At 71.1% G+C, this 18,071-nt stretch carries 17 protein-coding genes and 2 pseudogenes; 8 read left to right on the top strand and 11 right to left on the bottom strand.

The window, feature by feature from the left end; all coding sequences use genetic code 11:
• Window positions 1-4 precede the first annotated feature (4 nt).
• From JK361_RS36455 to JK361_RS36445, 3 genes are all read left to right on the top strand, one after another.
• On the top strand, window positions 5-880 hold the full coding sequence (locus JK361_RS36455; protein ID WP_201826640.1) for a helix-turn-helix transcriptional regulator: 876 nt from the start codon (window positions 5-7) through the stop codon (window positions 878-880).
• Window positions 881-1,115: 235 nt separating this feature from the next.
• Window positions 1,116-2,603, top strand: a complete 1,488-nt coding sequence (locus JK361_RS36450) for an amidohydrolase family protein (protein ID WP_201826638.1) — start codon at window positions 1,116-1,118, stop codon at window positions 2,601-2,603.
• 271 nt (window positions 2,604-2,874) lie between these two features.
• Entirely contained in the window at window positions 2,875-3,789 is a 915-nt protein-coding gene (locus tag JK361_RS36445; protein ID WP_201826636.1) for a phenylalanine 4-monooxygenase, read from the top strand.
• A 60-nt stretch (window positions 3,790-3,849) separates the two neighbouring features.
• On the opposite strand, the gene JK361_RS36440 is transcribed toward JK361_RS36445, so the two are convergent.
• A complete protein-coding gene (locus JK361_RS36440) occupies window positions 3,850-4,881 on the bottom strand; it encodes a medium chain dehydrogenase/reductase family protein (RefSeq protein WP_201826634.1) in 1,032 nt (343 codons plus the stop codon).
• Between the two features lie 124 nt (window positions 4,882-5,005).
• Here JK361_RS36440 and JK361_RS36435 point away from each other — a divergent pair, with 124 nt between their 5' ends.
• Entirely contained in the window at window positions 5,006-5,656 is a 651-nt protein-coding gene (locus JK361_RS36435; RefSeq protein ID WP_201826632.1) for a TetR/AcrR family transcriptional regulator, read from the top strand.
• Between the two features lie 198 nt (window positions 5,657-5,854).
• On the top strand, window positions 5,855-7,090 hold the full coding sequence (locus JK361_RS36430) for an MFS transporter (protein WP_201826630.1): 1,236 nt from the start codon (window positions 5,855-5,857) through the stop codon (window positions 7,088-7,090).
• A 113-nt stretch (window positions 7,091-7,203) separates the two neighbouring features.
• Here the strand turns inward: JK361_RS36430 and JK361_RS36425 are convergent, their stop codons facing one another.
• The 8 genes and pseudogenes from JK361_RS36425 to JK361_RS36390 form a co-directional block, all read right to left on the bottom strand.
• Window positions 7,204-7,644 (bottom strand): hypothetical protein, encoded by a 441-nt coding sequence (locus JK361_RS36425; RefSeq protein WP_201826628.1) that lies wholly within the window; start codon window positions 7,642-7,644, stop codon window positions 7,204-7,206.
• A gap of 101 nt (window positions 7,645-7,745) precedes the next feature.
• Window positions 7,746-9,172: pseudogene (locus tag JK361_RS36420) on the bottom strand (alkaline phosphatase family protein).
• Window positions 9,173-9,528: 356 nt separating this feature from the next.
• Window positions 9,529-10,050, bottom strand: a complete 522-nt coding sequence (locus JK361_RS36415) for a hypothetical protein (RefSeq protein WP_307787413.1) — start codon at window positions 10,048-10,050, stop codon at window positions 9,529-9,531.
• Between the two features lie 146 nt (window positions 10,051-10,196).
• Entirely contained in the window at window positions 10,197-10,586 is a 390-nt protein-coding gene (locus JK361_RS36410) for a RidA family protein (protein WP_201826626.1), read from the bottom strand.
• A gap of 253 nt (window positions 10,587-10,839) precedes the next feature.
• The gene (locus JK361_RS36405; protein WP_201826624.1) at window positions 10,840-12,114 is read right to left on the bottom strand and encodes a cytochrome P450 family protein; all 1,275 of its coding nucleotides are present in this window, start codon (window positions 12,112-12,114) and stop codon (window positions 10,840-10,842) included.
• A 219-nt stretch (window positions 12,115-12,333) separates the two neighbouring features.
• Window positions 12,334-12,735: a PPOX class F420-dependent oxidoreductase gene (locus JK361_RS36400; RefSeq protein ID WP_201826622.1), complete on the bottom strand. Its 402-nt coding sequence runs from the start codon at window positions 12,733-12,735 to the stop codon at window positions 12,334-12,336.
• Window positions 12,736-12,858: 123 nt separating this feature from the next.
• On the bottom strand, window positions 12,859-14,055 hold the full coding sequence (locus tag JK361_RS36395) for an MFS transporter (protein WP_201826620.1): 1,197 nt from the start codon (window positions 14,053-14,055) through the stop codon (window positions 12,859-12,861).
• A gap of 153 nt (window positions 14,056-14,208) precedes the next feature.
• Entirely contained in the window at window positions 14,209-14,709 is a 501-nt protein-coding gene (locus tag JK361_RS36390) for a GNAT family N-acetyltransferase (RefSeq protein WP_201826618.1), read from the bottom strand.
• A gap of 261 nt (window positions 14,710-14,970) precedes the next feature.
• On the opposite strand from JK361_RS36390, the gene JK361_RS36385 reads away from it, so the two are divergent.
• Window positions 14,971-15,534, top strand: a complete 564-nt coding sequence (locus tag JK361_RS36385) for an NADPH-dependent FMN reductase (RefSeq protein ID WP_201826616.1) — start codon at window positions 14,971-14,973, stop codon at window positions 15,532-15,534.
• A 271-nt stretch (window positions 15,535-15,805) separates the two neighbouring features.
• Here JK361_RS36385 and JK361_RS36380 read toward each other — a convergent pair whose 3' ends face one another.
• Together JK361_RS36380 and JK361_RS36375 are read right to left on the bottom strand one after the other, a co-directional pair.
• Window positions 15,806-16,303: a CAP domain-containing protein gene (locus tag JK361_RS36380; protein ID WP_201826614.1), complete on the bottom strand. Its 498-nt coding sequence runs from the start codon at window positions 16,301-16,303 to the stop codon at window positions 15,806-15,808.
• A gap of 234 nt (window positions 16,304-16,537) precedes the next feature.
• On the bottom strand, window positions 16,538-17,116 hold the full coding sequence (locus tag JK361_RS36375; protein WP_201826612.1) for a TetR/AcrR family transcriptional regulator: 579 nt from the start codon (window positions 17,114-17,116) through the stop codon (window positions 16,538-16,540).
• A 272-nt stretch (window positions 17,117-17,388) separates the two neighbouring features.
• Between JK361_RS36375 and JK361_RS36370 the strand changes: the two genes are divergently transcribed.
• Window positions 17,389-17,970, top strand: a complete 582-nt coding sequence (locus JK361_RS36370) for a (2Fe-2S)-binding protein (protein WP_201826610.1) — start codon at window positions 17,389-17,391, stop codon at window positions 17,968-17,970.
• Window positions 17,967-18,071, top strand: a pseudogene (locus JK361_RS36365) (FAD binding domain-containing protein); the annotation flags it as partial. The gene JK361_RS36370 and the pseudogene JK361_RS36365, both read left to right, overlap by 4 nt.

Genomic DNA, 18,071 nt, shown 5'->3' with positions numbered 1-18,071 from the left:
GATCATGAGCGAGAGCACTCCGTTGGGCGAGTTCCTCAGAGCGCGGCGTGAGGCCCTCAAGCCACGGGACGTGGGCCTGCCTGAACACGGCCGCAGACGGGTGCCCGGGCTGCGTCGCGAGGAGGTCGCCCTGCTCGCCGGCATGAGCGCGGACTACTACATGCGGCTGGAACAGGGACGCGAGGCCAGGCCCTCGCCCCAGGTGGTCGACGCCGTCGCCGCCGCCCTGCGGCTCGACGCCGAGACACACGGTCATCTGCGCAGGCTCAGCCGGGCACCGCGAGAGCGCCGCCGCGTCACCGCCGGACACGACCGGATCAGCCGCCAGCTCCTCCAACTGCTCGACAGCTGGCCCGGCACCCCCGCGTTCGTCCTGGGGCCCGCCCTGGACGTCCTCGCGCACAACGCGCTCGCCGCGGCCCTGCACAGCGGATTCCAGCGGTTCGACAACCTGGCCCGCATGGTGTTCCTCGACCCGGCCGGGAGCGTTTTCTACCGGGACCGGGAGGACGCGGCGAGGTCCTGCGTCGCCGCACTCCGCGCGGCCTACGGACACGACCCCGACTCCCCGCGGCTCACCGAGATCGTCGACACGCTCGGCACGGAGTGCGCCGAATTCGCCGCGCTGTGGGCGCGGCACGAGGTCAGGGGAAAGACCCGGCAGGCCAAGCACCTCCGGCACCCCGAGGCCGGTGCGCTGGAGATCCAGTTCTCGGCCTTCACGGTGAACGACGCCCCGCACCAGCAACTGGTCGTCTACCAGGCCGAGCCCGCCAGTCCCACGGCGGCCGCGTTCGCGGAACTCCGTTCCCGTGCCGGCCGCGGGGAATCCGCACCGACGGACCGGAACGGACCCGGCCGGGCGCTCGACGAGACCTGACCTCCTGCTGCCGGTCCCACCGCCGCCACGGACGTTCTCCTCGAAGCACGCGGCCCCCGGTCGCCGTGAACCCGCACGGTCGACCGGCGCCAGGGCCCCGCGCCGGGAAGTGCCCCGATCCTGGGTGCGCGGCACCAGGGAAGACCGCGGCCTGGTTGCCGTGGTGGCGGCGACCGAGGGTGGAAGCCGTGCACCCCGGCACTCCTCCCGTCGACGTACGCAAGCGAAGGTCCTCATGAACGTCAACGACACCACCAGCGCCGCCGTCCTCGAACAGCTCCGGCGCCGCCCCGCGGACCGGCGGCGCATCCTGTTCACCGGCGCGACCATCGTCACCATGGACCCCGGCCTCGGCGTCCTCGACCGCGGCGACCTCCTCGTCGAGGGCGACACGATCACCGCCGTCGGACCCCGCCTCGACCCCAAAGACGCCGTGGTCGCCGACGTCACCGGTGCGATCCTCAGCCCCGGCTTCGTCGACACCCACCGGCACGCCTGGCAGGCCCAGTTGCGCCGGATCATGCCGGACGTCGACGACCTCGGCGGCTACGTCACGGCCACCCTGGCCGGCTACGCCCCCGTCTACCGGCCCGAGGACATGTACACCGGCACCAGGCTGGCCGCCCTGAGCGCGATCGACAGCGGCATCACGACCATGCTCGACTTCTCCCACAACTCCCGCACCGGCGAGCACTCCGACGCCGCCATCGAGGCCCTCCGTGACACCGGCATCCGTGGTGTGCACGCCTCCATGGGGCCGCACTTCGGTGACTGGGACCGGCAGTGGCCCGGCGACCTGACCCGTCTCAGGGATCGGTACTTCAGCAGCGACGAGCAGCTGCTGACCCTGCGCCTGGCGACGCTCGCCACCGCGGAGATCGCCGGGCCGGCGCTCGCCTACGGCGCCGAACTCGCCCGTGCGGCAGCCGATCTGGACGTCGGCGTGAGCGTGGACGCCGTCTTCGGCGCCTCCTCCTCCGCCGCGGTACTGAGCTGGGCCGAGCACGGCATCCTCGGCCCCGGCGTCACGCTCATCCACTGCACCGGACTGACGCCGGAGGCATGGAAGGCGATGGGGGAGACCGGCACCACGGTGGCGCTCGCCCCCACCTCCGACGCGCAGATCGGCCTGGAGACCGCCGTCCCCGCCGTCGACGAGGCCCTCGGCGCCGGCATCCGCCCCGGCCTGAGCATCGACGTCGAAGTCGCCCTGGCCGGAGACATGTTCACGCAGATGAGGGCCCTGCACACCATCCAGCGGATGCGCGCGGTCAACGCCGTCCACGGCACCGATCGGGAGCCCTCCCGCATCAGCACCCACGACGTCCTCGACTTCGCCACCCTGCAAGGCGCCCGCACCAACGCTCTGGCCGCCGTCACCGGCTCACTCACCCCGGGCAAGAAGGCCGACCTGCTGGTCATCCAGGCCGAGGACCTCAACAACATGCCGCTCAACGACCCGATCGGCACCGTCGTCCTCGGCTCCGACGCCCGCAACATCACCGCCGTCCTCGTGAACGGCGAGCCCCGCAAGTGGAACGGCGAGGTCCTCGACATCGATCTGCCCGCCCTGCGCGGCGAGGTCCAGGCATCGCGCACGTACGTGCTGGACACCTCGGCCGGCCAGTCCCCGTCGTCGCGCCCCGCCCGCCCGGCGGTGCGACCACAGGACCTGGAACGCGGCCGTGACGTCGCCCGGAAGCCGGCCGTGGGTGTCGTGTGAGCCCTGGGAAGGGCCCCTGCTTCCGGCACGGAGGGCGACGGACGGAGCGCCCACGGTGCACGCCGGGGCGGTCCGGTGGCCGACGAGCGGTACTGCTCGGACACTGGCCATGGAAGGACCGCCTCACGTTCGGCTCACCCGAGCCGTCCGGCGCCGACCGTCCGGCCCGGTCACCGCACCGGCCCGGACGGTCGGCGCCGCCCAGCACCCCAGTCCCCGCTTCCACCGGCGACCGCCTGACCGAGCAGGGCCGGGAAGGAATGATCGGTTCATGAGCGGCATCCAGGTACGAACGCCCGTCACGGCCGACGGCCGGCTGGGCACCGCCGCCGAACACCCCGGGCTCAGCGACCCGGACTACCTGTCCCGGCGGCGGGCGATCGGCGCGGTCGCCCGCGGCCACCGGGTCGGCGATCCGTACCCGCCGGTGGACTACAGCGCGCGCGAGGAGACGACCTGGCGCACCGTCCACCGGGCCCTGTGGACGGCGCAGGGCGAGCACGCGTGCCGCGCCGCGCTCGACGCCAGGGAGCACGCCCCGGTCCCCGCGGACCACATCCCGCAGCACGCCGAGGTCGGCGCGCACCTGCGGCACCTGACGGGCTTCCGTTTCACCCTCGCCGGGGGAGTGGTCGAGAACAAGCGGTTCCTCGGATCGATGGCCGACGGCTGGTTCCACGCCGTGCAGTTCGTCCGCCACCCGGCAGTGCCGCTGTTCACCCCGGAACCCGACGTCATCCACGACGTCTTCGGCCACGGCATCCACCTGGCCTCGCCGGCCTTCGCCGACGTCTACCGGCTGATCGGGCGGGCGGCGATGCGGGTCGAGCGCGAGGACGTCCTGCAGATGATCAGCGACGTGTACTGGTTCACCCTGGAGTACGGGGTCATCGACGAGTGCGGGACCCCGAAGGCGTACGGCGCCGCCCTGCTCTCTTCCTACGGGGAGATCGGCCGGCTGGGGGCGGCCCGCATCCGTCCGCTGGATATCGACGCCATGCTCACCACGACCTACGACATCCGGGGCTATCAGCCGGTCCTCTTCAGCGCCCGGTCTCTGGACGAGGTCACCGACACCCTGGCCGGTTTCCTGGAGGGACTGGACGACGACAGCGAGCCGCGCCGGCGCCCGGCCCGGCAAGGCACCGGCACCGCAGTCGGCGCCCGGACCGGTCACGGCCGCTAGATCCCCGCGGATCGCCGGATGTGGGTCCGTGCGGGGGTGTCACCGGCCGGGGGCGGGGAGTCAGGGGGTCAGGACGACCTTGCCGGTGACGGTGCCGGACTCCGCCAGGCGCAGGGCCTCCGCAGCCCTGGCCAGCGGCAGCCGGGCGGCGATGCGGGCGGTGACGTCACCACGCTGGACCGCGGTGAAGACCTCGGTGAGATCGCTCCGCAGGCGGGCGCGGAAGCGGTCCTTGTTCAGCGCTCGGCCGGCCCAGATGTTGTAGAAGCGGGCGCGACGGCCGTTGGGCAGGGTGTTCCAGAGCCAGGTGCGGGCGAGGATCTTCAGCACGGGCCACTGCTTGGAGCCGGTCTCGTCGCGGGTGGAGGCGCTGCCGTAGGCGACGAGGGTGCCGCCGTGGGCGAGCAGGTGCCATGAGTCGACGACGCTGCGACCGCCGAGGTGGTCGAAGACCGCGTCCACCCCGCCGGGAGCCAGCTCCCGCACCCGGGCCGTCACGGCTCCGGCGCGGTAGTCGACCGGGGTGACGCCCAGTTCCCGCAGCGCGTCGTGGTGCCGGGGAGAGGCCGTGCCGATCACCTTCGCGCCGGCCGCCAGGGCGAGTTGGACCAGGACGGAGCCGACGCCGCCGCCGGCGCCGTGCACCAGCACCGTCTGCCCGGCCCGCACCCGGGCCGTGCGGTGCAGCATCTGCCAGGCGGTGATGCCGTTGACCACGACGGTCTCGGCCTGCGCGGCCGTCACGCCCTGCGGCACCTCGACCGCGTCCGCCGCGTCGGCCAGCACGTGACTGGCCCACCCGCCGACCTTGACCAGCGCGGCCACCCGCCGGCCGGCCAGGCCCGGGTCGACTCCCGGGCCGGTCGAGAACACCCGGCCCACCAGGTCGTAGCCGGGCACGAACGGGAACGGCGGCTGGTCGTAGTACCGGCCGCGGCGCATCTGCTGTTCGGCGAAGGAGACGCCGGTCGCCTCCATGGCGATCACGATCTGTCCCGGGCCGGGCTCCGGCACGGAGGAGTGCCGGATCTGCAGCTCTTCCGGGGCCACGATGCCCGGCAGTACGACCTGGACGAGGCGTTCGTCGCTCACGATCGCCTTCCTCTCTCTAGAAGCTCTCGTGTTCGTTAGAAGTTCTAACTCACGGCTGCCGTGAGCGTCAATAGCGTTCGTGATAGGTTCTAACTGTGGCGGGCGAGAGGACGGGAGAACGATCGTGGGCAAGCCGGATGCGGGCACTCCCAGGGAGCGGTACCGCGCCCAGGTGCGGGAGGAGATCAAGAAGTACGCGTGGGAGCAGATCGCGACCGCGGGGGCGTCGGCTCTGTCCCTCAATGCGATCGCCAAGCAGATCGGGATGAGCGGGCCGGCCCTGTACCGGTATTTCGCCAACCGCGACGAGTTGATCACCGAACTCATCAAGGACGCCTACCGCAGCCTGGCCGACATCCTCCAGGACCGGGCGGAGGCCGGCGCCGGTCTCGACGGCCTGGCGCACGCCTTGCGGGAGTGGGCCCTGGCCGATCCCCAGCGGTACTTCCTCGTCTACGGCACGCCCGTGCCCGGTTACCACGCCCCCGCGGACACCACCCGGATCACCGCGGAGATCATGGCCGTCATCCTCGACGCCTGCACCGCCGGACAGCCCCCCGTCGCGCCGCCGTCACCGCTCGAGACGCACCTGGACGATCACCGGGTCTGGGCCCGGCAGCACCCGGCCCCGCCGTCGGCGCTGCGACGGGCCCTCGCCTTCTGGACCCGCCTGCACGGCGTGCTCTCCCTCGAACTCGCCGGCCACTTCGACGGCATGGGCTTCGACCCGGCCCGGCTCTACGCCGACGAGATCGAGGGCGTCACGGGTCACTGACGGCGGCGGCGGCTCGACGCCGGGAACGCGCGACCGCTCGCCGCCAGGGCCTGAGGGGCGGTCGTCGTGTGCGGCGCCCGAGGGTGCGGGGGAGTGGAGGCGGCGCAAGCCGCTTGCTGTGCAATCCTCTTGCTATTGCAAGTAAGATGCAACAAGCTTGACGGGTCATTACCGGCCGCCGTGACCTGGAGCCTTGTCATGCCCCGCTTGATACCCGGCCCAGGACCACAGCGCGTCCTCGCGGCCTCGAACTTCGTCTACACCATCGGCAGCGGCCTCTATCTGACCGCCGGGGTCCTCTACTTCACCGAGGCGGTCCACCTTCCGGCGGACCAGGTGGGTATCGGGCTCGGCATCGCCGGTCTCGTCGCACTGGCCCTCGGGGTCGCGGTCGGACATCTGGCGGACAGGTACGGAGCACGCGGTGTCCATGCCGCCACCCTCGTGGTCCAGGCGCTGGCCACCGCCGGCTTCGTACTGGCGGACAGCTTCTGGCCGTTCGTCCTCGTGGTCTGTGCGGCGGCCGGGGCGAAGGCGGCCGGAACAGCCGCGCGCGCCCCGCTCATCAGGCACTACGGAGGAGCCCGGCCACAGGAGTTCCGGGCCTACCTGCGGGCGGTGACGAACGTCGGCATCTCCCTCGGCGCCGTGGGAGCGGGCTGGGTCGTCCAGGTCGGCACCCTCACCGCCTACCAACTCATGGTCGCGGGCAACGCGATCGCCTTCGTCGTCTCCGCGGCTCTCCTGTTCCTCCTCCCGCCCGTCGCGCCCGTCCCCGCCACCGGAGGCCCCCGCTGGATCGCCCTCCGGGACCGCCCCTACCTGCTGCTCACCGCGCTCGACGGCATCATGGCCATCCAGTTCAAGGTGCTCACCGTGGCCGTCCCGCTCTGGCTGGTCGGGGCCACCAGTGCCCCGCACTGGCTCATCTCGGGCACCATGCTCACCTGTACCGTCATCGTCGTCGCGTTCCAGGTACGGGCGAGCCGGGGCATCGATTCCCCCTCGGCCGGCGGAAACGCCTACCGTCGAGCAGGCATCGCGTTTCTCGTCTCCTGCTCGATGATCTCGCTGTCCGCGGGGATTCCGGCCTGGGCCGCGGGGACGCTGCTCATCGCCGCGGTGGTGGTCCACACAGTCGGTGAACTGTTGCACTCCGCCGCCGGCTTCGAGGTGTCCTTCGCCCTCGCACCGCGGCATGCCACCGGCCAGTACCTGGGGGTCTTCGGTCTCGGCGCCGGACTGGCCGAGGCCCTCGGACCGGGACTGCTCATCGCGCTCTGCATCACCTGGGGCCGCCCCGGGTGGTACGTCGTAGGAGCCATGTTCGCCCTGACGGGCCTGGCCGCACCGTTCGCCGTCCGTCGGGCGAACCCCGGCCCCACCGGCGAACCGGCGCGGAGCCGAGCCGGGCTCCTCAGCCGTTCGACTTGATCACCTCCATCGGGATGCGGGACGTGAGCCGCCCTCTCGAACCGACCGCCCTCCATCGGCCGAGGTGCTCCTCGGCCTGCGCCCCCGTCGGCCCACCGGTCGGCCCGGGGGGCTCAGGGCAGGTCGTCGCGTCCCAGCCACGCCGGCTTCACCGGGACGCCGTCCGCGTACCGCTCGACGTCCTCCGCCACCGGCCCGGACGCAGGCGCGGCGGGCACCTCTCCCGCGGGTCCCGGGGGCACGGCCGACGGATCCTCCGCGGGCCCGGGCACGACGGGACCGTCGGAGTCCTCCAGCAGCTCCGCCACCGAGAACCGTGTGACGAACGACTGCCAGGCTCCGTCGATGACCAGGAGGAACCCGTCCCCGTCCCGCAGGAGCCGACGGCGCTTCGGGCTCCGGGGGTGCTCGGGCGAATGGCGCCGCGCGATGCGCTCGAGTTCCGCGAGCGCGTCCGCACGAGAGCCGGTGATGTGTGCCACCACATACGCCTCGATGTGCTTGCGCTCCCCGGCACCCACGGTCGTCTCGACGACGAGCCCCCATGTGGTCATCTTTCCGTCCCCCTGACCTCGTGTGGCTCCCCACAGTAGAAGGCGCGGCCGCGACATGTGCCGCCAGGTCGGGGGTCTGTGCCGAAGCCCGTCAGTCGCTGTCACACGTGGGGACGGCGGCCCCCCTCCTGGTGCGGGAAGGTCTGGTCCGCTCCCGGCAGTCTCGGCTTCGGCAGCGTCGCCACCTCCTCCTCCGCCTTCTCCAACTGCTCCGCCGTGTCGTCGGGGAGCCGGGGAGCGCCGGGGCTGGCATCACGGAAGCGGAAGGCGGTCGTGAAGTCGCCGAAGGTGGCGCGCCGCCAGTCGCTGATGTTCGGCTCCTCCACTCCGGTGAACCGCTCCAGGAACTGAAGGACGGACGTGTGGTCGAGGGGTTCCGACGCGACCCAGCCGCCCACGTCCAGGGCGAGATGACGATGGCCGGGACACGGAAGCCGCCGCCGATCGGCAGGCCCTTGATGTACTCGTCCGCCGTGCCCGGGGGCGGGGTGGGCGGAGGCACGTGATCGAACAGGCCGTCGTTCTCGTCGTAGTCGAGGATGAAGGCGGTCTTGCGCCACACCTCCGGGTTCGACGCGATCGCCTCGATCTTCGAGGCCACGAAATCCGCACCGGCGGCAGGGAGATGGTCCGGGTGCTCCGACTGGTGGCTCGTCGGCATGATCCAGCTCACCGTCGGCAGGCGGTCGTTGCGGGCGTCGTCCTCGAAGGTGCCCTCGGGCTGCGGGCGCACGCCGCGTTCGTACAGGGCGGAGCCCGGCCGCGCGTTCCTGAAGGCGGCGAACTGCTCCAGCATGTTGCAGCCGTAGTCGTCGTCCTGCTGGTACACCTTCCAGCTGACGCCGGCCGCCTGGAGCCGTTCGGCGTACGTCGTCCAGCGGTACGGCGTGGGCGCGGAGTTGCTGATGACCGGGCCGCCCCTGGTGCCGCCGGGGTCGATCGTGCCGGTCATCCACATCAGCCGGTTGGGCCACGTGGGGCCGAACACCGAGCAGAAGTAGTTGTCGCAGACGGTGAAGGCCTCGGCGAGCGCGAACTGGAACGGTATGTCCTCGCGCGTGTAGTACCCCATCACATAGGGCCCGTTGGCGCCGTCGGCCTTGCGGTGTGCGGGCAGCCACTGGTCCATCTTGCCGCCGTTCCAGGCCTGGTGCTGCACCGACCAGGCGTGGCTGGTGGACGGGATGGCCTGGGCGCTCGACTTGTGGGTGTCGAGATGGAAGGGCAGGAGGTAGCCCCTCGGGTTCATGGTGTCGGGCTGGTAGAAGACGCTGCGCCCGTTGTCGAGTCGGAGGGCCTGCGGGTCGTTGAAGCCCCGGACGCCCGACAGGGTGCCGAAGTAGTGGTCGAACGAGCGGTTCTCCTGCATCAGCAGGACGACGTGCTCGATGTCGCGCAGCGAGCCGTCCTTGGCAGGGCCGGCGGCGACGGCCTTCTGGACGCTCGGCGGGAGAAGGGAGAGGGACGTGGTGCCGCCCAGTGCACCAGCGGCGGAACCAAGAAGTCTACGGCGTGTCAACTCGGCCATGACGCCCCCTTCTTGAGCGAGGATGCTCACCGGAGTGACGGCCGGCCAGGCGAAGACGGACGGGCCGTCTTTCATCCTTCGCCCGCGACGGCAGGGCGCATCAGGTAGGGGCAGTGAACATGTGACCAACGCGGGGGAAGGGGTTGGGCAAGCCGTGACATCCAACGCCCCCGCGTTGCACGGCCGTTGCCTCACGTTGAGGAACCGGAGGCTGAGTTCGCCGACTTGCCCGACGGTTCACGGCGGGATGGAGGATGGCACCCTCACGTTCGGGCGGGGAGGCCGCGATCCACACCACCACCGCCGTCACCCCGTCCGGGCGTCGCTCCGCTCCGAGGAACAAGAGCCTGGCCGCCTCAGGACCGCCCCCACCAGTTCGGGGAGACGCTCAACGCCCATACGTCCCCTGCTTGGTGAATCTCCGGGTCGTCGGCATCGTGATCGCCGTGCCCGTAGGGATCGGGGTCGTCGATGACGAAGATGCGGACGCCGGACTCCGGCACGCGGTAGCGGTGGACGTCGCCCGAGAGGTCATCGGGCTCGATCGTGCCCCCCAGGGATAGGACCGCCGATCTCAACTCCTCGAACCGGGCGCGGGGCGCGAACTCTCCGTACTCGTGTATCAGGGGCGACGGCACGCAGGGGCCGTGGATCAACCGGTGGACCTGGATGCGGATCCCGAAGCAGGACATGGGCCCGTCGGCATCCGAGAAGGAGAGCTCCACCAGCCCGTAGTCTCTGCGTAGCAGCCCCTTGCCGGGATCGTCGAGGTGGTCGGGCCCCACTGTGGCTTCCCATGCGCCGGGACCGGAGCCGATTCCGGTCCCGAGGACGTCGCCGTGCATCGCGACGTGGCTGTAGAAGTCCAGACCGGACACCCGCTGATCTCCTTGGTTCGGGGCGACATGTGGTGCAGACCGTAGCGAGTGGCCGTGACCGGCGGGAGCCCGGTGTTCCGTTGACGACCGCCCCGGGGCGCCGCCGGCAGACGGCGCTCCCGTTTCCGCCGGGACGGACCGGGCTGCTACGCGGTGACCCGGCGCGCGTACACCTCGATCTCGATCTTCATGCGGGGGTCCGAGAGACCGCACATGAGCATCGTGGCGGCCGGGCGGACGCTGCCGAAGCAGCGGCGCAGGACCGGCCAGCAGGGTTCGAAGTCCTCGCGGTCGGGCAGCATGTAGCGCACCCGCACCACGTCGGCGAAGGTGCAGTCCGCCTCGGCCAGCGCCGCCTCGATGTTGCGCAGGCACTGCTCGGCCTGCTCCACCACGTCGTCGGAGATCGTCATGGTGGCGTAGTCGAAGCCGGTCGTCCCGGACACGTGCACCCAGTCGCCGTCGACCACGGCCCGGGCATAGCCGATCTGCTCCTCGAAGGTCGAGCCGCTGAGGATCGCATGTCGCTCTGTCATGCGCCGAACGCTAGGTGACCAGCACGGATACGTCTAATACAACTGAAGGCACGACCTGATATCTCTGGCATATGGACCGCCCCGAACTCCCCTCCCACAACTGCACGCCTTCGTCGTGCTCGCCGAGGAGCTCCACTTCGGCCGCGCGGCCGCCCGCCTGGGCATCGCCCAGCCACCGCTGAGCCGGCGGAATCGGCCTGCTGCGGTGTCCCGGAGCCGACCGTCCCGGGGGGGAGAGAGAGCCGGCCGGCTCCTACCGCCTGTCGCCCTCCGTGTGCTGAACCGGTCCGGGCGTACCGTCGCGTTCGCCGCCGGGGGAGGTGAACCTGACCGGGAGCCGCACCGGGCCGCGCAGGCTGCCGGGCTGCCAGCTCAGCTCGGTCGGCGCCACCGCCAGGGCCAGGTCCGGCAGACGGTGCAGGACCGTGCCGATGGCGATCTGGCCCTCCAGCCGGGCGAGGGGCGCGCCGAGGCAGTAGTGGATGCCGTGCCCGAAGGCCAGGTGGCCGCTGTCACGCCGGGTGACGTCCAGCCTGTCCGGGTCGGGGAACCGCGCCGGATCGCGGTCGGCGATCGCGGACGCGACGAGCACGGTCGCGCCCCGCGGGATGGTCACGCCCGCGATCTCGACGTCTTCGCGCGCGAAACGGGCGATGCCCGGGCTGACCGGGCCGTCGTAGCGGAGGAACTCCTCGACCGCGTCGGGCATCAGCTCCGGACGATCTCGCAGCAGGGTCAGCTGGTCGGGGTTGGCGAGCAGTGCGGCGATGCCGCCGCCGATCAGATTGACCGTGGTGATGTACCCGGCCACCAGCAGCAGGAACGCCGTCGCGATCAGCTCGTCGCGGCTCAGCCGCTGCTCCTCGTCGTGGGCGCTGATCAGCGCGCTGAGCAGGTCGTCCCCCGGACGGGTGCGCTTGGAGTAGAGGTGCTTCGTCAGGTACGCGTGCATCTGGTGCCACGCCTCGTCGACGACGGCCGGGTCGGGCATCTCCTCCCCGCGGACGAGCATGGCGTCGGTCCACCGCTGGAAGTCGTGCCGGTCGTCCACCGGCACACCGAGCAGCTCGCTGATGACGGTGACCGGCAGCGGCAGCGCGAGGTCCGCCACGAGTTCGGCCCGGCCGGCCGGTACCACCGCGTCGAGCAGCCGGTCGGTGATCTCCTGGATACGGGGCCGCAGCGCGGCGACCCGGCGCGCCGTGAACGCCTTCGACACCAGGCGGCGCAGCCGGGTGTGGTCGGGCGGGTCGGAACGGAGCATGTTGCTCATCATCGATTCGCGCTCGAACTCGGGCAGCCGCTCGAGGAGGCGGGGGTCCGAGGCGTCGCGGATGTCACTGCTCAGCCTCGGGTCGGTCAGGGCGGCGAGTCCGTCCTCGTAGCGTGTGACCAGCCAGACGTCCATGCCGCCGACGACGACCGCGCGCCGGACCGGGCCCTCCTCGCGCAGCCGTCGGTAGAGCGGGAAGGGGTCCGCCACGAAGGCCGGGTCGGCGTAGGGGAGAAGGACCGGCTGCTGGCTCATCGCGCCTCCCGGGGAAGTCATCGACCCGCACGCACCCTCTATCGGCAGGTATGGGCTGTATACCCCTATTGTCCAGCACCCTAGTGATCATCACCCGGTCCGCCGACCGGCCTGGTCCGCCGATCGCGCCCCGGCCTGCCGATCGCGCCCCGGTCCGCCGGCCGGGCCTGGGTGCCGCGCCCGCCTGCCGGCGGACAGTGCCGGCTCGCCGGCCGGTGTCTAGCCGCGAGGGCTGCTGATCCGTTCGGGCCGGATCACGTAGATCACCCGGACCTGGTCGCGGCCGCCGAACCACGGGTAGGGCCCGCCGAGGTACTTCCGGGCGAGCGCCTCGATGTGGTCGGCTGCCCCCTCCGTGGTCACACGCACCACCCGCCCGCGGATCTGGACGTAGGAGGCCGGTTCCGAGGGGTCGGAGACGGCGACGGCGACCCGCGGGTCACGCGCGATGTTCCTGGTCTTCTGATGAGACTCGACACTGTTGATCAGGACATGCTCGCCATCGGTGTCGACCCACGTCTGGGTGAGCTGGGGCGAGCCGTCGGGCATCGTGGTGGCGAGGTAGCAGGTGCTGGGGCGGCGCAGCAGTGCCACCACGTCCTCGCCGAGGGGTATGGGCACGGGGGCTCCAGGGGCGGCTCGGTGGGGTGCGAGCTTCCGGTGGGGCTCAGGATGCGTGAGCGCACGGCGAGGGTCAACCGCAGGAGGGTCTTCCCTTTCGACTGGCGGAAGCGTAGGTTCCGACTACCCCGCGTCGGCGCCTCCCGAGGCGTCGGCCCGCCCGTCCCGGGGCGGCGGGCCCGCGGGGGCCAAATTGCCCAGAGTGCGGGCGACGGTCACCCCGGTGCCGAAGAAGCCCTGGTACTCGCCCATCCGGTCGGCCGGTGCCAGATCGAAGGACAGCTGCCAGGAGCCCGCCGACTGCTGCATCTCCGCCACCACCTGAAGTACCGCACCGGCGATCAGGATCACCGCCGCGGGCCAGGCCGACCGGCCCTGCGACAGCGCGAACACCGCGCAGGACGCGAACATCACGAGCCCGGACCGGCGCAGGACCCGCAGAGCGGTGCCGAGACCCGTCACGGCCCTGGCCGCCCGCACCTGGAACAGCGTCACCGCGAGCGTGTTGAGCACGAACAGCCCCGAGGCCAGCCACGCCGGCGCGGCGGTCCGCTCGGTGATCCACAGCGGTAGCGCGAGGCTGAGCAGTGGCAGGCGGAGCAGGAGGACGGTGTTGAGGAGCGCGACCAGGACGTACGGCCGGTCGCGCAGCACCGCGAACCGCCGGCCGTCGGCGCCGGTGCCGACGTCGGCCACGTCGGCCACGTCGGCCACGCCGGCCACGCCGGTCGAGGCGGGTGCGGTGGGCACGGTGGGCGTGGAGAGCACAACGGGCAGCCGCAGCAGGAGCAGCGCGCAGGCAAGGAAGCAGAGCGCGTCCAGCGCGAGTACACCCCGGTACGCCGCCGCTGTTCCGGTACTCAGCGCCAGCCCGCCGAGCGCCGCGCCCAGCGCGAGCCCGCCGTTCAGGGTCGACTGGAGCCGCGCCAGCAGTCCGGTCCGCTCCCCGGCCGGTACCAGCCCCGCCAGCAGCGCCTGGCGGGCCGCCGCGAGCCCGGACTGCGCGGAGGCGTAGACACCGGCGGCGAGGACGAACGGCGCGAACCCCCGTACCAGGAGGAACCCGGCGATCGCCGCCGAGGTCGCCAGCGCCAGCAGCACCGATGTGGTGCGTGGCCCGCGCCGGTCCGCGAGCCGCCCGAGCGGCACGCCGACCAGGGAGCCGATCGCCCAGGCCAGGGTCAGCCCGAGCCCCACGCGGGCGGGAGCGAGGCCGACGACGTGGGTGAAGTACAGCGCCGAGGTCACGTAATAGGCGCCGTCTCCCACGGAGTTGGCGAGCTGGGCGAGGGCGAGCAGGCGCTGCGGTCGCTTCGTCATAGCGATGACGTTAGAGGGGCAATGGACCGTCGAGTAGATCCAATTGATGCCCGTGGCAGTGGCCCAATTCGCGGCCGCCTTCTCGGTCGGCGGATGCGAGGCGTTCGGCCCACGCCTCACGGGGTGAGGGATCCCTTCCCGGGCGGTGAGGCCCTAGTGGGCGTCCGGGCGGGTGAGGGCGAGGCGCCAGTCGTTGGAGCGGATGGCATGTCCCGGCGGGTATTCGAACTCGCAGGGTCCCACCAGTTCGAAACCCGCCTTCCGGCACACCGCGTTGGACGCCTCGTGGTGCACGGACGGGAACGCGTGCAGCCATGCGTGCGAGCCGTCCCGGGCGGCCCGCTGCGCGCACAGACGAAGTGCCTCGGCCGCGAAGCCACGGCCCTGGTACTCGGGAAGGATGCCGTACCCCGTCTCGTAGACCTGCTCCCCGTTCCACTCCCGCGTCCAGTACCCGACCGATCCCACCACCTGGTCGTCCAGGACGACCAGGAACATCCGTCCGTCGGCGAGGCTGAGGTACCGCTCGTGACGGCGGCGCAGCTGCTCGGCGGTCTCCGGGCCTCCGAGGTGCTCGGTCATCTCGGCGGAGTTCTGGCGACGGAGCAGGTCGAGCCCTTGACCGGACCACTGGGCGAGTTCGAGAGACGTCATGCGGTCAAAGGTAGTGCCCCGGTCCGACAGTGGAGCCGGCCGAACCCAGGGGCTGACATTACGGCGGCCTACGTCGTCGTAATGGCGGGCGATCACTTCGCCCCGGAAACCGAGGCGACACACGGGGGTGACCGATGAGCGACCTCGAGACCGTCGCCGACCGGATCGAGATCAGGCCGTGGCGCGGCGTGGTCACCGACGCGGTGACATGCGCGCCTACGACCGCTTGCGTCACACCGACATCAGGACAGGAGAGCGAAGATGAGGATCGGGATCGTACTCGGCAGCACCCGCCCCGGCCGCAGGGGAGAGCAGGTCGCCCGGTGGGTGCTTGAAGTGGCGAAGGGCCGTGGAGACGCCGATTTCGAGGTGGTCGACCTGCTCGACCACCCGTTGCCGCACGTGGACGAGCCGCCGGTGTCGGCGGAACGCCACCGGCACGAGCGGACCAGGGAATGGGCGGCCACCGTCGCCTCGTTCGACGGGTTCGTGATGGTCACTCCCGAGTACAACCACTCCATACCCGGAGTGCTCAAGAACGCGATCGACCTCCTGCACGCGGAATGGAACGACAAGGCGATCGGCTTCGTCTCCTACGGCGGAGTGGGCGGCGCCCGCGCGGTCGAGCAACTGAGGCTGGTCTGCGGGGCATTGCGGATGGCCGATGTGGCGGGGCAGGTCACACTGTCCCTGCAGACAGAGTTTGAGAACTATGTCACCTTCAAGCCGGGTGAGCACAACGTCACCGCCTTGAACACCCTGCTGGACCAGGTCATCTCCTGGAGTGCCGCTCTCAGGCCGCTGCGCGCCCCTTCCCCGCGCTGAGCCCGAAAAGCCGTCGCATAAGGGGGTTGCACCTTACCGGTCAGCGGTCCGCCCCGGGCCTCCACCCGGGGCAGGCCACGTGATGCCCGGGCAGGCTCCACCGCCTGCGCGATGCTCCCTCTTCCACCGCCTGCTGCGCCGGCTCGGGATTCCCTCCCGGCGGCTTCCCGAACCGGGTGCGCCGAGAAGGGTGTAGGGATCGTCAACAGCCCCCATTTCCAAGTGAAGTGGGGGCTGTGGTCCTGCTCTGGCGGGGCTGGTGCCGGACGGGTCAGGGCTTGTAATGACAGACCGTCACGCCTTCCCGGGCTCCGCAGCCGATCTTGGTGAACCGGCTCTGGATCATGTTCCAGTAGTGACCCCACTGGGTCTTGTAACCCTGGCTGTTGGGGTCCTTGTTGGGGTCGGCGTCGTACTTGCTCTTCTCCGCGGCCCACTGCGCGGTGGCCCCGGCCGGTCCGACGGTCGACATGTTCTCCGCACCGTTGAACGAGGGCGAGTGCTTCAGCGAGCCGGGCCCGCTCGGTGTGGAGTCCGGGTTGTCGGCCCAGGCCTGTGCGTCCTTGGCGACACTGTCGTCCCAAGCCAGCGGGGGTGCGTCGGCGGCCTGGCGCACTTTGTTGGTTTCGTTGACGATGGTTTGCTGATCGGCTGCGCTGACGTCGGAGACAGTTGCGGAGGCGCTCGTCGCGAGCATCGTGCCTCCGGCCATCAGTCCGGCCGTGATGACGGCCACGGCCTGATGACGTACCCAAGTCGGCTTGTTCATGGCGACCCCCTGGTCGCAGAGAGAGCGGCAGATACTGCCGGCGGGCATCACCCGTCACGGAAGCAGCCGCGTACCCGGCTTGCGCCGGCCGGGCCGTACGGCCTGCTGTTGCGGTGGCCGGGAAGCCTCCGCCGACAAAGTGGCCTGGTCGGGCGGCCGTACGACCGCCCCCTTCACCCAGACCAGCCTAAGTCGAGGGTGTCCGCGCGTCGACCGGGGGAGGCGGCGCGGCGTTCACCTGCCGGCGGTTCCCGCGCGCAGGCCGTCCATGACGAGGTCGAGGAGCCGGGCGGCGCGAGGCCGCCAGTCCAGGTCCGGTTCGAGCTGCCAGAGGCCCGCGATGGCGAGCAGGAAGTCGTCCGCGGTGACTCCGGGCCGGATGGTGCCGGCCTCCTCGTTGGCGCGGAGCAGGAGTTCGGCCGCGGCGGTCACCGGCGTGTGGGGCGGCTTGGCCGGGCTGCCGGGTGCGCTGGTGGCCTGCCGGATCGCGTCGGCGAGTCCGGCCTTGGTCATGGCGAATTCGGCGAGCCGGTCCATCCAGGCGCGCAGGGCCTCATCGGGTGACCGGGTCTCGATCAGCTGGGTCGCGGCGTCCGCCACGTGCTGCATCTCGTGACGGTAGATCTCGAGGACGAGTGCTTCGCGGTTGGGGAAGTTGCGGTAGAAGGTGCCCTGCCCGACGCCCGCCTTCTTGGCGATCACGCTCAGCGGGGCATCGGCGCAGTGCGACAGTTCGTCGAGCGCCACTTCCAGGATGCGTTCGCGATTGCGCTGCGCGTCCGAGCGCCGGGGTGAGTCCTTCTGCTGAGGCACTCGTCCTCCTCGATCAAGGGTCCCCGACCGAAACCCAGTCTTGCTAACCGGACAGCTGTCCGTTACGTTGGAACAGGTAACGGACAGCTGTCCGTTTCCCGTCCACCATAGCTGCGGACGAGGCCCCAAGGGCAGCCGCCGGCTGCCACTGTCCGGCCCGGCATCCCGCACACTCGCTTCGCCCTCGCGGCACAGGTCCCGTGCGGCCACTCTCCGCGCCGCGCGGTACCCCAGCTGCCCCCACCGTCCTGGAAACGCGAAAGAAGCAGCTCATGGACTCACCGACGTCCAGTGTCGTCACCTTGAGGATCAACGGGGAGAAGTACACGCTGCCCGTCGATCACCGCACCACCCTGCTCGACGCACTACGCGAACGTCTCGATCTCACCGGCACCAAAAAGGGCTGTGACCAGGGACAATGCGGAGCCTGCACCGTCCTGCTGGACGGGCGCCGGACCGTCGCCTGCCTACAGCTCGCCGTGGCGGCCGAGGGCCGTGAGATCACCACCATCGAAGGCGTGGCAGACGGCGAGCGACTGCATCCGGTGCAGCAGGCCTTCCTCGACCTGGACGGCTTCCAGTGCGGCTACTGCACCCCCGGACAGATCTGCTCGGCGATCGGGATGATCGAGGAGCACGCGGCGGGCTGGCCGAGCGCCGTCACCGACGACGTCCGGCCCGAAGCCGGACCACCACCCCTGACCGACGACGAGATCCGGGAACGGATGAGCGGCAACCTGTGCCGCTGCGGCGCGTACGTCTCGATCGTCGAGGCGGTGGGACGCGCGGCCCGGGCCCGGCCGGACGAGGGGCATGAGCACCCCGAAGCGACTGTGAAGGAGAGCGTGGCATGAGGGAGTTCGGCTATCGGCGGGTGTCCGACGTCGCCGGCGCCGTCGCGCTGTTCGGCGCCGAACCGGACACCCGCTTCCTCGGTGGCGGTACCAATCTCGTC

Source organism: Streptomyces musisoli, from assembly GCF_016741855.1.
In the GTDB taxonomy this organism is placed as follows: Bacteria; Actinomycetota; Actinomycetes; order Streptomycetales; family Streptomycetaceae; genus Streptomyces; species Streptomyces musisoli.
The sequence above is the reverse complement of the archived record's forward strand: the minus strand, read 5'-3'. Positions and strand labels throughout refer to the sequence as shown.

Excerpts from the sequence above, each read along its gene's own strand:
- JK361_RS36455 (WP_201826640.1), top strand. The coding sequence starts at position 5 with ATGAGCGAGAGCACTCCGTTGGGCGAGTTCCTCAGAGCGCGGCGTGAG.
- JK361_RS36450 (WP_201826638.1), top strand. The coding sequence starts at position 1,116 with ATGAACGTCAACGACACCACCAGCGCCGCCGTCCTCGAACAGCTCCGG.
- JK361_RS36445 (WP_201826636.1), top strand. The coding sequence starts at position 2,875 with ATGAGCGGCATCCAGGTACGAACGCCCGTCACGGCCGACGGCCGGCTG.
- JK361_RS36430 (WP_201826630.1), top strand. The coding sequence starts at position 5,855 with ATGCCCCGCTTGATACCCGGCCCAGGACCACAGCGCGTCCTCGCGGCC.
- JK361_RS36425 (WP_201826628.1), bottom strand. The coding sequence starts at position 7,644 with ATGACCACATGGGGGCTCGTCGTCGAGACGACCGTGGGTGCCGGGGAG.
- JK361_RS36410 (WP_201826626.1), bottom strand. The coding sequence starts at position 10,586 with ATGACAGAGCGACATGCGATCCTCAGCGGCTCGACCTTCGAGGAGCAG.
- JK361_RS36405 (WP_201826624.1), bottom strand. The coding sequence starts at position 12,114 with ATGAGCCAGCAGCCGGTCCTTCTCCCCTACGCCGACCCGGCCTTCGTG.
- JK361_RS36395 (WP_201826620.1), bottom strand. The coding sequence starts at position 14,055 with ATGACGAAGCGACCGCAGCGCCTGCTCGCCCTCGCCCAGCTCGCCAAC.
- JK361_RS36390 (WP_201826618.1), bottom strand. The coding sequence starts at position 14,709 with ATGACGTCTCTCGAACTCGCCCAGTGGTCCGGTCAAGGGCTCGACCTG.
- JK361_RS36385 (WP_201826616.1), top strand. The coding sequence starts at position 14,971 with ATGAGGATCGGGATCGTACTCGGCAGCACCCGCCCCGGCCGCAGGGGA.
- JK361_RS36380 (WP_201826614.1), bottom strand. The coding sequence starts at position 16,303 with ATGAACAAGCCGACTTGGGTACGTCATCAGGCCGTGGCCGTCATCACG.
- JK361_RS36370 (WP_201826610.1), top strand. The coding sequence starts at position 17,389 with ATGGACTCACCGACGTCCAGTGTCGTCACCTTGAGGATCAACGGGGAG.